Raw genomic sequence first — 15996 nt, 5'->3', positions numbered from 1 at the left:
TTTATAAATTTTAAATAGAGCATAATCTTGCTCCATCATTGAAGCAAGATGAATTTCAAAAAAAGCCTCCATAAGATGAATATGTCCCTCCTTAAATTTTGAATATTTCCTTCAGATAAGCTGTTTATATTAACGCGTTTTTCATGCTTGTGTTCTATAAACCCTTAAGTTTTTGCAAAAAGCAAGGTCTCAAGGTCTTTTCTCTATGCGTGTATTTTCCACCTCTCTTTTCGTATCAACCTTTACTGCACTTATACTGGCAATAAGAATTTTATTTTCAAGTGCTTATGCACAAACACCGCTTTTACATGGGAAAGCAACAATCCCTTCAGCACGCCCTACCCCCCTTACGATCAAACAAAAAACTCAAGAACCGCTTCAGCAAAGACGCACGATATTGCACAATACTGCAACACTCAAGCAACTAAAAGCTGGGCTAGATGCCCTTGCCAACAAAAATATTGCAAAAACAATAAACTTGCGTAATTCAATGGAAAAACATAGCCTTGATCGTCATATTTTGACATGGGCGCTGGGGCTATCAAACCAAGATAATATACCAAGTTCTGAAATATATAATGCTATCAACATGCTAAAGGGATGGCCTGGTATAGAAACGATGCAACGCAATGCTGAACGTGCTTTTCTTAACGAAACCAATGTCACAGGCGCCATTATCCAAAAATTTTCTCATCATCCCCCCCTCACAGCACAAGGCATGGCTCTCTTTGTTAAAGCACTTATTGCAACAAGACAAATCACCCGTGCTCAACACATTATTGCACCGTGGTGGCATAAAACACGGCTTAATGAAAAAGAAGAAGTGTTTGTTCTTAAAAATGCAAGTGCGGCCTTAAAACCTATTGATCATTTAAAACGCATGCAGTTTATGCTGTATACACATCGTTTTGATTCAGCGGCACGCGTTGCAAAATTAGCTCATGCTCAATCTCTTTTTGATGCTTTTGTGGCCGTTGAAAAAAATGATCCTAAAGCGACACAAAAGTTACAAGCTGTAGAGAGAACATGGAAAAAAGATCCTCTCTTCCAGTTTGCTCGAATGCGCCATCTTCGCCGAACAGAGCAATATGATGCCGCCGCAATGCTCATGATGAAAACATCAAAAGATACATTCCATCTTATGAACCCTCATTCATTGTGGAAAGAACAACGCGCCCTTTCTCGCGAGATGCTTGATTTAAACAAACCCCAAATGGCTTATCAACTCGTTGTAAAGCACACTGGTATGACATCTGCATTAGCTGTCGATGCAGAGTTTCATGCAGGATGGTATGCGCTACGGTTTCTTCATAACCCTAAATTGGCAATGCAGCATTTTTCACGCATTCCTCAACTCTCTTCTTTACCTTTTTCTGCATCACGTGGATATTATTGGATGGGACGAACAGCAGAAACGCTAGGAGAACACAAAAATGCCCAGCATTACTTTTATCGCGCAGCTCATTTTGGTGCAACGTATTATGGTCAATTAGCTGCTGCGCGACTCAACCAAAAAAAGCTTAATATTTCTTTTCCTAAACCAACCATCGCTGAGCGACAACATTTTAGTGCACGAAAAGTGATCAAAGCAATTCAACGTCTTGAAGAAGCCGGATATGCTGATTTTGCTAAAGTTCTTTATAGAGAACTTGGGAAAAAAATAGAAAGCCCCGGTGAATTAGCCCTTCTGGCTGTTATGGCAGAAAAAAATGGTGACTATTATACCAGCCTCAAAATCGGAAAAATGGCTGCTCTTCAGGGAAAAAATGTCGGAGCGCTTTCTCATCCTTTAGGAGCTATACCAGCTTCTGCGCATATTTCTATAGAAGAAAAATCGCTTATCTATGCTATTGCACGCCAAGAAAGCGAATTTAATCCAACAGCCATATCAAAAGCAGGTGCACAAGGCATACTCCAATTGCTTCCTACCACAGCAAAAGCACTCGCAAAAAAATATTCAATCGCATGGTCTTATAAAAAATTCAGCAGTGATGCTCATTATAATGTGACATTAGGGGCCCATTTTCTCAATGAACAATTAGAACGTTTTAATGGATCTTATATACTAACTCTTATTGGCTATAATGCAGGTCCCCGTCGGGTCGATGAATGGATCAAACGTTATGGCGATCCTCGAGGACAATCTCTCGATAACATCATTGATTGGATTGAACGTATCCCTTATACTGAAACACGCAATTACGTGATGCGTGTCATGGAAAATTACGGTGTCTACAAAGCAAGACTCACTGGGAAAATAGATATAAAAACTGACCTGCTTTCTGGTCAATGGAAATAATATGCCTAAACCTTCCTAAAGAGCATTGCGTTTTTAAGAGACATTTTTATTCCTTCTTCAAAGAGTATCCACATACAATCTCATTCTTAATGGGCAAGTAAGTGATTTTAATTGCTTCAGAATCAATAGAGCTGCAATGGAGAAATCCTACGCGGATTTCTCATTCCAAATACAAAATAATGAATTATCATTATAAATCATCATATTGCACAAACACTTCATTTCTTTTCAACACATAAACGATAATATCGTAGAAGTTATCAATGTAAAAAAGTGAAACGAATAACCCATCCTTTTACTGTTGCTTATTCATCAACATTCAAATCTTGTACAACAGCGTATTTTGAGGGCGTTTTTTCTGCTTACAATATTTCTATACCCAATAGGCATGCGTTATTGCATATATCTATTTTAATCATCTCTAAAGCAAAAAGAGACCATTGAGTAAGATAAACCTTAAAAATAAAAATATTCTCTCTCCCCTTCCCTTTTCATTCAGCTTTACGACTTTCAAACATATTAATATCTTTTAAAATATGCAGATGAATCTTTACCCTTTATTTCTCTTAAGCTTTATATATAAGCCCACACCCTTGATACAAAACGGGATATCTAGCCTAATAATATGTGTTTCTTATTCCTGTTTTTGTTTTTAAAAAACATTTTTTAATGTTTCTAATTTTAATGTTTCTAAGTTCATTTCACAACAGTGAACCTGAAAAGTGCTTATAAAAATCCTCTCACGAATGGTATAAAAATCAATTAAATATATTGCCTTTAATGAGATAAAAGCTATAGCTCTATCATCCCCGAATGCCCAATGTTGCAACAGCCCTTTCATTTAGAACATTCATAAGAAATATATTCACTCCCAAAGTTTTTTATCCATGTTCCCCCTTGCCCCTTATCACATATTAAGCGAATGGTTTTGATTGATTCAACGTCAAAAAGATTTGGAGAGAACTATATTTCATTCAAATTGTAAAATGATGAGCAATCATTCTAAATCAATATATTATCCAAACAGAGCACTCTATAAAAAATCAGCTAAATATCAAGGATACTCTAATCGTTTTATTCACTTTTGATGGTGGAGGGGGAGGAAAAGAACCAACGCGTTGAAGGGCTGCCATAGCCAATCGATCAAGCTCTGGATCTCCAGCAGAAACGACAACACGGCTAGAAAAAATGCTCCCCCGCTCATGCACCTTAAATTCTAACTTCACCGTTCCTTTTGCCCAGCTGGTACGCCGTCTCACAACATAATTTTTTTGCCTTTCTAATTGCGACTGTACCTTTGCTAACCACTCCATTAACACCATATCTTCAAGCCCTGCTGTACTACCGCTCTGTCTGGCAGTAAGTGAACGCACGGCCTTTACAGGTGGCTTCTTTACAACTGTCTTTGGTATTGTTTTTTTCTCAAATATTTTATCTTCTTCTTTTTGAGGAGGAGATTCTTCCAAAGATTTTACTGTAAAATCATCTTTTTCTACAGTGTGCTGGGGCTCTTCCGATTGAATTTCATCCACTGTTTCCAATATCTCTGGCTCTTTCTCAGTAAGATCTGGCTGCAATGGTTCTGATTTTGTGCTGACATTTGATAAATCTGTATCATGATCTGGCTTCGGTGAATCTATATCAGCATCGAGATATACACTCTCTTGAGCAAGAGTTAGTATAAGCGTCGGTGAGAGCATACCATTACTGACACCAGTCTTCTGAAAATAAAACTGTGTTCCCAATGCAATATGCAAAAAAAGAGCGCCAACAAATGCACCAATCCAAAGAGTTGATAACTGCCTCATATTTGCAAAGTTCATCGTTTTTTCCGCCGCTATTCTAAGTCAGTATTGGTCTTTCATCTCATTAAAACAAGCTATTTTGAAATTGCAACTTTTTTCTTGACTGATTTTATCATGTTTTATATGGTCTCTTTATGATTTTGTGTTGTTAAATCATTCCTGCTTGGTTGGCTAATTTTTTGTAGGGTTAAGTCAAGCGTTTTTATATGTGAAATTTCAAGCTTAGAGAGGGGATGTTTTTAAAAAAGGTTATAATGTGTTATGCGAATAAGACGAAAAAATATCCATAAAAGCTGTGTAATTTTAGGTGCGTTATCGGTCTGTATACCTTCATTTGTTTTTGCACAAAACAGTGATAAGAGTGTTGTGACTGAGCTCAAACCAATTCTTATTAAAGGAAAAAAAGTAGAGGATGCCTCAAATTCAATAACCATTCTAACTGATCGTAAAACCAACAAGAATATTGATGATAAACAAATAACTGATGTGTATGACGTAAGTCGTCTTAATCCTTCTGTATCCTATAACTCAGCAAATAACAGTTTCGTTATTCGTGGTTTAGATGCGAGCCGTGTCCTTACGACAATAGATGGTATTTCTCTTCCATGGTTTGATGATATCCTGCGGGGTGGAGGTGGAAACACAACTTTTGATTTTAATGCACTTTCTACGTTTGATACTATTCAAGGATCAGATTCTAGTCTTTATGGTTCTGGTGCCCTAGGGGGAGTCATTGCATTGCGTACCCTTAATCCTGAAGACCTTATCATGGAAGGAAAAAATTGGGGAAGCCTTATAAAAGGTGGTTATCATTCTGTTGATAACAGCTGGCGCATTGATCAAGCTTTTGCTGTGCGTAATTACCGAACATTTTTGCTTTTCCAAGGGTCTTATGTAGCAGGTCATGAGCGCAAAAATATGGGAACAGTGGAAGGATATGAAGAACGCACACGCAAAAACCCTTCTCAGTTTGACAAAAATAACTTGCTTTTTAAAATTCATCAATATTTGGGTGATAATCATCGGCTTGGTTTTACCGCAGAGCGTTTTGATCATAATAGTAACACACATGCATTAAATTCCCCTAAAAGATATGCTCCAGGTTCCGTTTATGAGCGGAATAATAAGCTTCGTGAACGCCTTTCTCTCTCTTATAATTATAATGGTGATGGGGACGCGGTTCTTGATGCTTTTAATGGACTACTTTATTGGCAAAGGCAATCGGATCGCGATCTGATGACTGGTGTTCGTGTTTCAGCCCCTAAAGGGGATTATTTGAGAGATAATTTTTTGCGTAATATCAATTATGGTTTTAATGCTGATGCGCTTAAAAAAGTAGATTTTGGTACTGTAAGCCATACGTTAAAGTTTGCAACGAATGTTTCGTTATCTAAATTTCATCACTATTTGTTTGGTAAAGACAATTGTCATATAAAAGAATACGCTCACGGATGTCTTTATGTTCCTGCTAATCGATCGGATTCACCAGACACAAATGGTTACAATTTAGGTTTTGTTTTTGAAGAGGAAGTTGGATTCGTTGATAATCGTTTTCGTATAACGCCGGGAGTTCGGTATGATTGGTACAAATATGTTCCTCAAGAAACACCTGCTTATGAGAAAGCACTGATTTCTGATAAATTCCCCCCAGAAAGAAGTGGATCACGCTTTTCCCCTAAATTACGCATGGAGTGGGATGTTCATAATCAAGTAACACTTTATGCTCAGTGGGCACAAGCTTTTCGTGCACCACGTATTTCAGAACTTTACGTCTCTTATATCAAACCTTCTGCTTATTACGTAAAAGGAAATCCTGATCTTCAACCAGAAACAAGCAATGGATATGATGTTGGTCTGCGATATGGAAATGAAAATTTTGGTGGTTCCTTTGGTGGCTTTATCAACCAATATAAGAACTTCATAGATCTTGAGGATAGGGGTCCATCAGAAGAATTTAGGCTTTCGCGTCAGCATTACATAAATCGTTTACGTGTGCAGATTTTTGGTATTGAAACAAAAGCGCATTTAGTTCTTAAAAATGGTTTTCACAGTAATGTTGCCCTTGCTTATTCACAAGGGAAAGATCTTGATAAAAAGGAACATCTTAACTCAATTCCTCCTTTGAAAGCAGTTATCGGATTAGGATATGCGAAGGAGGCTTGGGGAAGTGATATTATTCTCACTTTGGCAGCCAAACGTGATAAAGTAGCTGAAGCATCTGATTACCAAAAAATTCCAGGATATCATGTTGTTGATATAACAGGGTGGTGGAAGCCATTCGGTGAAACAGGACCTATTCTAAGAGCTGGTGTTTATAATCTTTTCAATACAAAATATTGGAATGCATCTGAACTTCCTTCAGGAAAAAGTACAACACCGAAGGATTATTATAGCCAGCCTGGTCGTAACTTTAAGGTATCGTTCGTACAAAAGTTTTAGTCACTTCTGTTAACGATTAGGTTAATAAAACCATATCGATAAAAGGATAAATTATTGTGTTTCTATTTTCAACATCTTTAAAATTACAAAGATTTGATAGAAAAACTTTAATGCTTTCTTTTTTATCGTTTTTTGATTGTTCGGCTGTTGGCGATAAAGCATAATTTTGTGATAGATCGAACTCTTAAGAGAGTTTAATCTATTGCCTTAGGATTATGAAATTTGAAAGTTAGTTTTTAAGTGAAGTAACATAAGGTGAAGTCCATGGCACATACAGCTGAAATGATTCTTCGTTTGCGTGAAGAAAAAAAAGAAATGCGAAACCGCGATTTTGCGGTTTCGATTGGTATATCTGAAGCGGAACTTATTGCGGCCTATTGTACCGTTGGAAAAGCAAAAAGACTAAAAACTGATGTTGCTATTCTTTTGGAAAGTGCTCCTCGACTTGGAACAGTTATGGTCTTAACACGCAACGAATATGCTGTTCACGAAATAACGGGACGTTTTGAAAAAATTGTTCAAAACGAACATGTTCCTATCACACTTGGTGAAATTGATTTGCGTATTTTTGCAAAACAATGGAAGTTCGGTTTCGAATATGATGTGGTTATTCTTGGAAAACCTACAAAAAGTCTGCAGTTTTTTGATCAACATGGCGTTGCTATTTTAAAAGTCTATTCTAAAGATATGACAAATATGGAAGAATGGAATAAACTTGTTGAAAAGCTTCTGCTTGAAGATCAATCTTCTGTTCTTGACATTCTTCCCGTTTCTCTTCCAGTCCAGTGTGATGTAACAGAATTGGATATTGAGAATTTTCGGGACCGTTGGCGGAAAATGACAGATGTACACCAACTTCATAAAATTATTTCCGAATTTAAAATTAATCGGCATCACGCTGTAAAACATGTTGGTAATGAATTTGCCGATGAATTACAGGTAAATGCTGTTGAAATGATGCTTAACCAAGCCGCACAACAAGAACTGCCAATTATGTGCTTTGTTGGTAATGGAGGGTGTATTCAAATTTTTAGTGGGACTGTAAAAAATATTAAGCAAACGGGTCCTTGGCTTAATGTTCTCGATCCACATTTTGATCTTCATTTACTCACATCTGGAATTGCTCGTGTATGGCATGTTCGCAAACCTACCCGTGATGGTTATGTCAGTTCACTTGAAGTTTTCAATAAAAATGATGAAATGATTGTTCAATTCTTTGGCTTGCGCAAAGAAGGTCAAAAAGAGCGTGAGGATTGGCGTTCTTTATTGAAGTCTCTTCTTCCCTATCAAGAATTAGTCGTCGCTTAGAAAGATGAAATATGCTTATACTTTTTTTGTGCAGACGATTGGCTTTTTTTCTTTTTTTTGCACTTCTTTCTCTTAGCTTTTTTTCTCAACGTGTTATTGCTGAGGCTGTCACACATTTTTCTGAAAATGCACGTATTGTCTCTATTGGCGGTTCTCTGACGGAAATTGTTTWTGCATTAGGCGCACAAGATCAACTTGTTGCCCGTGATAGTACAAGCGTTTATCCCAAAGAAGCCCTCAAACTTCCGGTGCTTGGCTACATGCGTGCTCTTTCACCTGAAGGTGTTCTGTCTCTCGCTCCAGAAGGCATCTTGCTCGTTGAAGGAAGTGGGCCTCCTTCAACAATTGAAATTCTCAAAAAAACATCAATCCCTATCGTGATCATACCAGAAGACTATTCTCGAGAGAGTGTTATAGAAAAAATTCGTCTCGTTGGAAAAGCTATCCATCGTGAGGAACAAGCTGCTGCATTAATTCAAACAGTGAGCCGTGATTTTGTAGATAATGATGCTCTTTTGGCAAAAGTAACGAAACCAAAACGTGTCCTTTTTATTTTGTCTGTGCAAAATGGGCGGGTTATGGCATCTGGAACAGGTACAGCGGCTGATGGTATCATAAAGCTTGCAGGTGCTATCAATGCCATTACTGATTATAAAGGGTATAAACTTCTGAATAACGAAGCGTTATTGAAAGCAAATCCTGATGCTATTTTGCTTATAACACACAGTGGCAAATCTCTTAATCTTGAAAAGCTTTTAGCTATACCAGCAATTCAAGCAACAACTGCCGCTAAAAATCATGCTATTAAACAAATGGATGCTATGTACCTTTTAGGATTTGGTCCACGCACTGCATACGCGTCAAGAGAACTTATTCATATGCTTTATGATGCAAACCAAAACGATAGAAACGAATAAAATTGATAGAGAACCCTTCCATGGTTTATGCACCTGAAGCAAAAAAAAATAAAAAAATAAATCGCGAAAATTTGAGAAAAATACTCTTATTGGGTCTCATAATATTCCTCATCTTTAGTATTTTAAGCGGACTTTTAAATGGCGCTTCAAATACTTCTCTTATTGATTTTCTTTATAGCATGTTTACGCAAGAATTTTTTGTTAGTCGTAAAATGCGCGATTATCTCATATTTATTGATATAAGGCTTCCTCGCATTATCTTAGGGTTATTGATCGGAGCAGCTTTGGCTGTCTCTGGTGTTTTGATGCAAGGACTTTTCCGTAATCCTCTTGCAGATCCTGGAATTGTAGGTGTATCAGCAGGAGCCGGTCTTGGTGCTGTTTTAGCAATTGTTGTAGGTTTTGCCTTTCCTGTTTCGTTTGCACCTTTTTTAGAACCGTACAAAGTTATCATAGGCGCTTTTTTGGGTGGGCTTTTATCAACGATTGTTCTCTACATAATAGCAACGCATCATCATTTTACCTCTATTGCAACCATGTTGCTTGCCGGTATTGCCCTTGGTGCTTTAAGCAGTGCAGTTGTTGGGATGTTGATTTTTATCGCAAATGACCAACAATTACGCGATATCACTTTTTGGAGTCTTGGTTCTCTTGCGGGTGCAACGTGGTTGAAAGTATGGATTGTGCTCCCTTTCATTTTTATTGGTCTTCTTTTCTCCCCCTTTTTATCACGAGCACTTAATGCTCTTGCGCTTGGAGAAGCTGTTGCTGGTCATATTGGTTTTCCTATTCAACGCGTTAAAAATATTGCTATTCCCCTTGTTGCTCTTATGTGTGGAAGTGCTGTTGCTGTCAGTGGTGGAATTGGTTTTATTGGCATTATTGTTCCTCATATTTTACGTCAACTCATTGGTCCTGATCACCGCTATCTCATTCCTTATTCTGCTCTTTTGGGAGCAGCATTACTTATCTTTGCTGATACATTTGCACGCTTAATTGTTGCTCCAGCAGAATTGCCAATTGGAATCGTAACAGCACTTTTTGGTGCCCCCTTCTTCCTATGGATTCTTATATGCAAACGAGGAACAGACTTTTCATGATTGAAGCGACAAATATTTACGTTCAGCGCGAAAAAAAGCAGATTCTTAACCACATTAACCTTAAAGCTAAGAGTGGAGCTTTTACCATCATTATCGGTCCTAACGGATCAGGAAAAAGTACTTTTGTCAAAACATTGAGTGGAGAAATTCCTTACAGTGGGAAAATAACCTTAAATGGTTATGATATACGCCAAACAAAGACTTCTGAAATGGCAAAAATGCGCGCCGTTTTGCCACAATCAACAACGCTCGTATTTCCATTCTTGGTCCACGAAGTTGTAGGGCTTGGCCTTTCTGCAAACCAAATTACCATTGCTAAAGCCGAATTTCAAAATCTTATCCAAGAAGCTTTAGAGCGCGTTGACCTTTCTGATTACGCTAACCTGTATTATCATCAATTATCAGGCGGAGAACAAGCGCGTGTGCAACTTGCGCGTGTTCTTTGCCAAGTCTGGAATCCCATTTATAATGGAATTCCTCGTTGGATGATATTAGATGAACCTATTGCTAGCCTCGATATTCAACATCAAATTATCGTTATGGATATTGCAAAGCGATTTGCCCATTCTGGTGGTGGCGTTCTTGCTGTTCTTCACGATCTCAACCTCGCGGCACATTATGCAGATAACATGATCTTGCTCAAGGAGGGAGAGATTTATTGCGAAGGGAATGCGACAAATGTTCTGACAACACAAAATCTCCACGATGTTTATCATTGCTCCTTAAACGTTTCTGAATTACCTAAAGAAGATATCCCATTTATACTTCCTCAAACGGCATCTTCCTATGAAGTTAGATTCCAAAGCTATCGGCTTCAATCTAAAAATTAAAACACGTAAATATTAAAGAGTCTATTTTATTTTTAAATGTTTATTTTTAAATGAACACCTTTTTGTCATTTGTTATTCTAAAAAAGAAAATCGAACACACCATATTTGGGGATAAAACGACCTGTTTTAAATCTTTCAAGATTTTACCTAGCTAAAAACATTTGAGATTTTGTTTTGCTATCACACTTTTATATAATACGAATTTATACAGCATAAATAGGCATTTTCCTGCTCTTTCTATTACTCTTCTCTTTATGAAAATAGTCCAAGAAATACTCATAAATACCTTTGTTATAATCTATTGAGATTTTATAAGAAAAAGATAAAAATCAAGTGTCTTCCTCTAAATCAATAAAAGATTTATTTGCGGCTTTGATGGCGTTATCTTTTTCATAATGCATATAGTTTAGCTGTTTTTATTAATAGACAACGTATTGGTTTATAATGATCATATTTTTCCTTCTCACTCTATTAAAAAACTGTTTTTTAGCGCATCACAAGGGGGAAATGATTAAACAAAATCCTTAAAAATAAACCCAATAAGTCCTTTTGTAGGCACCTTAATGCAAGCACAATATGTTATTAGAGATGAGAGCATATGTCTGTTGCGTCACAAGCATAATGATAATTTCACGCAAGGAGAGTATACCATTTACAGATAAAGCCTCCACCATGACAATGCAAAGAAATTGACAATAAGATTAGAAATCTCTTTATGGGAATGAATTAACTGATGAAGGGGGCTTTTTTGCACAACACAAAACATTACAAATAGCGCACTTTTTTATGCCTCAGATTGAATAATATTATCACTTTTCCCCCATCTAAAACACCTTATAAAATAATATATCTCTAGATTATTTAACGGCAAATTTTAAATGATTTTTACACATTTTCTTTAGGTCATCATACAATTATAAAAAATTATATTATTAATTCTTCCTCCTAAATATTTTAAAATCGTTTTTTTGCCTCTCTCAAGTATCTTATTAACAAGATAGGTTCCCTCTTTATATGCATAGAAAATAACGCGGAATTATTCCGCGTTAATAAAATTATCAGAGTGTATAGGTACTTTATTATCTAATCATACTCATGATTTTATAGCGTAGATAACGGTTGTATTAACAGGACGCGTTTCTGCCTCACCCGTATGGGAAAGAGTTACCTTGTGTGTATGGGCACCAGCAGAAGCTGTTTTTCCTTTCAGGGTCGTATTATAAGTATAATTATTCGGTAGTCTTCCAATATCACCAGTTGGCCATCCAACTCCTTGATACTCAAAATCATGCATATGCTTTCCTGATTCTTCAATGGTCCCAATATGCGTATGCGATTTTATGCTATCTTGTTGTTTATCAGCAAATTTTCTATCATTATCTAAACCCCGACCATCATCAAAGCCGCGTAAAAACATGCCTCTAAAATCAGGAACTTTAAAAGTTGTATCGCTATCTTTTCCCCATTTATCACCTATTGCCTTGAATAACTGCGGATAATCTTCACGTTTATAGGATTTACCATCACATAAAAGCCAACCATTCGGGATATTTTGCATAGCAAATGTTGCAATGAATCCTGCGGGAAAACTTTCTATCTTTGGTGGTGTAGGATTTAATAAATACCAACCCTTATGCTCTTTTATTAAAACACCATTATTGTATACTATTTCATAAATACCATCTGTTTGTAACTCTCCCCCTTCTAATGGTATAATCCCCGTATCGGTGGCTTTATAGATAAGCTTTTCTCCTATATTATTAACAGTTATTGTCGTCGTGCCAATATTCACGCCACGCGCTTTAAAACGTATGATGATATCATTGTTATATTGCTTTATTGGTGAAACTGTCTTTAAAGTAATTAGTGTTGTTTTATCTTCTGCATTCACCATAAAGCTTGAATCAATAGATCCACCATTATCTGCAAGATATTCACGCACACGCTGCATCATTGCCCGTGCACTATCATTGACAGAACTAGGCGGCTGACCTTCTGCCCAATTAATGATATTATCTGAATGAGCATTTTCATCAGCTTTTAGCGACCAATCGTAAATATTAGACATTCTAAATCCCCCATTATTTGCATCGTTTTTCTCATAATTTCTTGTTTTGTACTCTAAAATGTGCCCGCCGCATTGGTATATCATAACCACAGTAGCATCCTTATTTTACGCATTCTTTCTCTCTTCACTCCTTCCCATTTAATAAACTAATTTCATTAAACTTTTTTCATAACATCAGTCTTAATGTTTCCACTTCTACTGTCTAATGTAGCCATCTCATCTGATGTTACTGAAATATCTTGGTTTGTTGCTTTGCTATCGTTATATAGTGGTATTTTCAAATCTTGCATCTTGTTGCAAAGTTTACAAATACTGTTCAAATTTTCCTTTATTATGGATTTTATATAACCATTATTGAATGCAATAACTTGTCATCTGTATAGAAAATTATTGATGTCAATTTTTAATGAGACATTTTATTTTTCAGTATGTTAAGTCTATTTTTTGTCTTTGACTTGTATTTTAAAAAAATCAAAAGTTAGCTTCAAATTCTTTGCATGCCTCATGACGTTTGTATTGATATGCAGATACTTTGTTCTACTTCATCCAGTTTATTCTTAAGATTGTGTTATGAGATCAGCACCAACGTTTTTTGAACAGATTTCTTTTCAACTTCAATGTATTATGGAAAATAAAAATATCATAGAAATTATATTCGATATGATAATCCTCTCACTCCTTCAGTGAACTGAAACACTAGGGAAATATCGTAGATTTTCCTCAAATCTGAAAGTTATATCCGATCCGGATATTAAGAAATACACCCCACCCTCAAGCTTTTATGAATACACTTTCAAGAATACATATGCCGGTTTTTAAAACTCAACTCTCTTTAACCGCCTGCTCGCCTCCCATACTCAGAACGGCTCTCCCCGCGTGTATATTTTATTATATGTATATTCTTTTTGCAAGAATAATAAATCCTTCTGATATGATCTCGCAATTATTTGGTGTTCTTTTCAATTCATTGCGATATCAAAATAAGCATTGTTAAAACTATTTTTTTTAGCTCATTTGCCTCATCAATCCCCCCAAAAAATGCTCCATGGATTTAACACTTTCTATCCCCTCAGCCATCAAAGACAACTTCTTAAATATTATCGTTTATCGCTTTATAATACCTGCTTTCACTCTTAAAAAATACACTAAAATCGTTTAAAATATATCTTTGTGATTGACAATGTCCTTATTTAAGCCAATCATATTGGTGCTAACAAAAGTGTTTACATGGGGGGAGTGCAGATATTATTTAGATAGTGCATCAATCTTCTCAAAATAAATTCTCTTAATCTTTATTGAAGATCGCTTGCTACCAAATGTTATAAGCATTTCTTCATTTAAAAGTATGTAATTGATTATTTGAATATATCCCATGACACCTTAGTTTTTAAACTCTGTGTTTAGAAGGAAAAAATTGTGCCGAAAAATATTCCATCAATCAGTTGCAGCCCCTTTCCCGCCTCACGTAAAATTTATCAACAAAGTCCTCTCTTTCCTGATGTGCGTGTTCCATTGCGTGAAATTTCATTGACAGAGGGTTATGGTGAAAAACCTTTAAATGTTTACGATACTTCTGGTCCCTATACCGACAAAGAGGCAATCATTGACCTTACAAAAGGTTTACCCACAATTGGCTCATCTTGGCTCTCTAAGCGTGCTGATACTGAACCTTATCCTGCGCGCTCAGTAAAACCTGAAGATAATGGATTAACGAGCTCCCCTATACCAGCATTTGAACAAAGACGACCTGTTTTACGCGCCAAAAGTGGTAAAGAAATTACACAAATGGCCTATGCACGCGCAGGTATTATTACCGCCGAAATGGAATATGTTGCTATACGAGAAAATGAAGGGCTCGCAATAAAAGATAAACAAAAAGCGCAATTAAATATATCGGGTGGAGAAATACCAGAAATTTATACTGCAGAATTCGTTCGCAATGAAATTGCAAACGGACGCGCCATTATTCCCCAGAATATCAATCATCCAGAATGCGAACCAATGATTATTGGACGCAATTTTCGTGTTAAAATTAATGCCAATATTGGTAATTCCGCCGTAACTTCCTCAATGGCAGAAGAAGTTGATAAAATGGTTTGGGCTATTCGCTGGGGCGCAGATACAGTGATGGATCTCTCGACAGGGAGAAATATTCATAATATTCGTGAGTGGATTATTCGAAATTCTCCTGTCCCCATCGGAACTGTTCCTCTTTATCAAGCACTCGAAAAAGTACAAGGTGTTGCTGAAAATTTAACATGGGATATTTTTCGTGATACCCTTATAGAGCAAGCAGAACAGGGCGTTGATTATTTTACTATTCATGCTGGCTTAAGGTTACCATTTATTCCGATGACCATTGATCGTATAACAGGTATTGTCTCACGAGGCGGTTCTATTATGGCAAAATGGTGTCTTCATCATCATAAAGAAAGCTTTCTCTACGAACATTTTGATGAAATTTGTGATATTGCAAGAACATATGATATCTCTCTTTCCTTAGGAGACGGATTACGCCCTGGCTCTATTGCCGATGCCAATGATGAAGCACAATTTGCCGAACTTAAAACTTTAGGAGAATTAACAAAAATTTCTTGGGAAAAAAATGTACAGGTTATAATTGAAGGACCAGGACATGTCCCAATGCACAAAATTAAAGAAAATATGGAACAGCAACTCGATCTCTGTCATGAAGCTCCTTTTTATACTTTGGGTCCTCTTACAACTGATATTGCTCCTGGTTATGACCATATTACATCAGCAATTGGTGCGGCTATGATTGGATGGTTTGGGACCGCTATGTTGTGCTATGTAACACCTAAGGAACATTTAGGGCTTCCCGATAAAAATGATGTTAAAACGGGAGTTATCACTTATAAAATCGCCGCTCATGCAGCTGATCTTGCAAAAGGTTTGCCTAGAGCACAGTTGCGCGATAATGCTCTTTCACGTGCACGATTTGACTTTAGATGGCATGATCAATTCAATCTATCTCTTGATCCAGATACAGCTTGTGCCTTTCATGATGAAACAATGCCTAAAGATGCCCATAAATTGGTGCATTTTTGTTCTATGTGTGGACCAAAATTCTGTTCTATGCGTATTTCCCATGATATTCGTGATGCTGCAGCACTCAAAAAAACAAAAGGTGAAGGTATGATTGCTATGGCTGAAAAATATCAAGAAAGTAGTGACCTTTATGTTGAAGCACCGTAAAAAAAGAAAGTAAA

At 36.7% G+C, this 15996-nt stretch carries 9 protein-coding genes; 7 read left to right on the top strand and 2 right to left on the bottom strand.

Translation table 11 applies throughout. The features are described 5' to 3' along the window. Positions 1-205: 205 nt before the first annotated feature. Positions 206-2299: a lytic transglycosylase domain-containing protein gene (locus CEV08_RS01310; RefSeq protein WP_100129989.1), complete on the top strand. Its 2094-nt coding sequence runs from the start codon at positions 206-208 to the stop codon at positions 2297-2299. Positions 2300-3342: 1043 nt separating this feature from the next. On the opposite strand, the gene CEV08_RS01300 is transcribed toward CEV08_RS01310, so the two are convergent. Further along, positions 3343-4122, bottom strand: a complete 780-nt coding sequence (locus CEV08_RS01300) for an energy transducer TonB family protein (protein ID WP_100129987.1) — start codon at positions 4120-4122, stop codon at positions 3343-3345. Between the two features lie 243 nt (positions 4123-4365). Between CEV08_RS01300 and CEV08_RS01295 the strand changes: the two genes are divergently transcribed. From CEV08_RS01295 to CEV08_RS01275, 5 genes are all read left to right on the top strand, one after another. Beyond that, on the top strand, positions 4366-6543 hold the full coding sequence (locus tag CEV08_RS01295; RefSeq protein ID WP_100129986.1) for a TonB-dependent hemoglobin/transferrin/lactoferrin family receptor: 2178 nt from the start codon (positions 4366-4368) through the stop codon (positions 6541-6543). A 264-nt stretch (positions 6544-6807) separates the two neighbouring features. Continuing rightward, on the top strand, positions 6808-7851 hold the full coding sequence (locus CEV08_RS01290; RefSeq protein ID WP_100129985.1) for a hemin-degrading factor: 1044 nt from the start codon (positions 6808-6810) through the stop codon (positions 7849-7851). An 11-nt stretch (positions 7852-7862) separates the two neighbouring features. Next, entirely contained in the window at positions 7863-8768 is a 906-nt protein-coding gene (locus CEV08_RS01285; RefSeq protein ID WP_100129984.1) for a heme/hemin ABC transporter substrate-binding protein, read from the top strand. A 20-nt stretch (positions 8769-8788) separates the two neighbouring features. Beyond that, positions 8789-9868, top strand: a complete 1080-nt coding sequence (locus tag CEV08_RS01280; protein WP_100129983.1) for a FecCD family ABC transporter permease — start codon at positions 8789-8791, stop codon at positions 9866-9868. After that, positions 9865-10698, top strand: coding sequence for a heme ABC transporter ATP-binding protein (locus tag CEV08_RS01275; RefSeq protein WP_100129982.1), 834 nt, complete (start codon positions 9865-9867; stop codon positions 10696-10698). Before CEV08_RS01280 ends, CEV08_RS01275 begins: the two co-directional genes overlap by 4 nt. Positions 10699-11791: 1093 nt before the next feature. On the opposite strand, the gene CEV08_RS01270 is transcribed toward CEV08_RS01275, so the two are convergent. After that, the gene (locus tag CEV08_RS01270; RefSeq protein WP_100129981.1) at positions 11792-12766 is read right to left on the bottom strand and encodes a tail fiber protein; all 975 of its coding nucleotides are present in this window, start codon (positions 12764-12766) and stop codon (positions 11792-11794) included. A gap of 1416 nt (positions 12767-14182) precedes the next feature. On the opposite strand from CEV08_RS01270, the gene thiC reads away from it, so the two are divergent. Further along, complete coding sequence (gene thiC / locus CEV08_RS01265; RefSeq protein ID WP_100129980.1) at positions 14183-15982, top strand: phosphomethylpyrimidine synthase ThiC; 1800 nt, start codon at positions 14183-14185, stop codon at positions 15980-15982. The last annotated feature ends 14 nt before the right edge of the window (positions 15983-15996 follow it).

The organism is Bartonella tribocorum (assembly GCF_002778015.1).
GTDB lineage: Bacteria > Pseudomonadota > Alphaproteobacteria > Rhizobiales > Rhizobiaceae > Bartonella > Bartonella tribocorum_B.
Note: the sequence above shows the minus strand (reverse complement) of the source record. Positions and strands in the feature narration are given on the sequence as shown.

Bases quoted from the DNA above. Each gene is read 5' to 3' on its own strand.
- CEV08_RS01300 (WP_100129987.1), bottom strand. From the start codon at position 4,122: ATGAACTTTGCAAATATGAGGCAGTTATCAACTCTTTGGATTGGTGCA.
- CEV08_RS01295 (WP_100129986.1), top strand. From the start codon at position 4,366: ATGCGAATAAGACGAAAAAATATCCATAAAAGCTGTGTAATTTTAGGT.
- CEV08_RS01280 (WP_100129983.1), top strand. From the start codon at position 8,789: ATGGTTTATGCACCTGAAGCAAAAAAAAATAAAAAAATAAATCGCGAA.
- CEV08_RS01290 (WP_100129985.1), top strand. From the start codon at position 6,808: ATGGCACATACAGCTGAAATGATTCTTCGTTTGCGTGAAGAAAAAAAA.
- CEV08_RS01270 (WP_100129981.1), bottom strand. From the start codon at position 12,766: ATGTCTAATATTTACGATTGGTCGCTAAAAGCTGATGAAAATGCTCAT.
- CEV08_RS01310 (WP_100129989.1), top strand. From the start codon at position 206: ATGCGTGTATTTTCCACCTCTCTTTTCGTATCAACCTTTACTGCACTT.
- CEV08_RS01275 (WP_100129982.1), top strand. From the start codon at position 9,865: ATGATTGAAGCGACAAATATTTACGTTCAGCGCGAAAAAAAGCAGATT.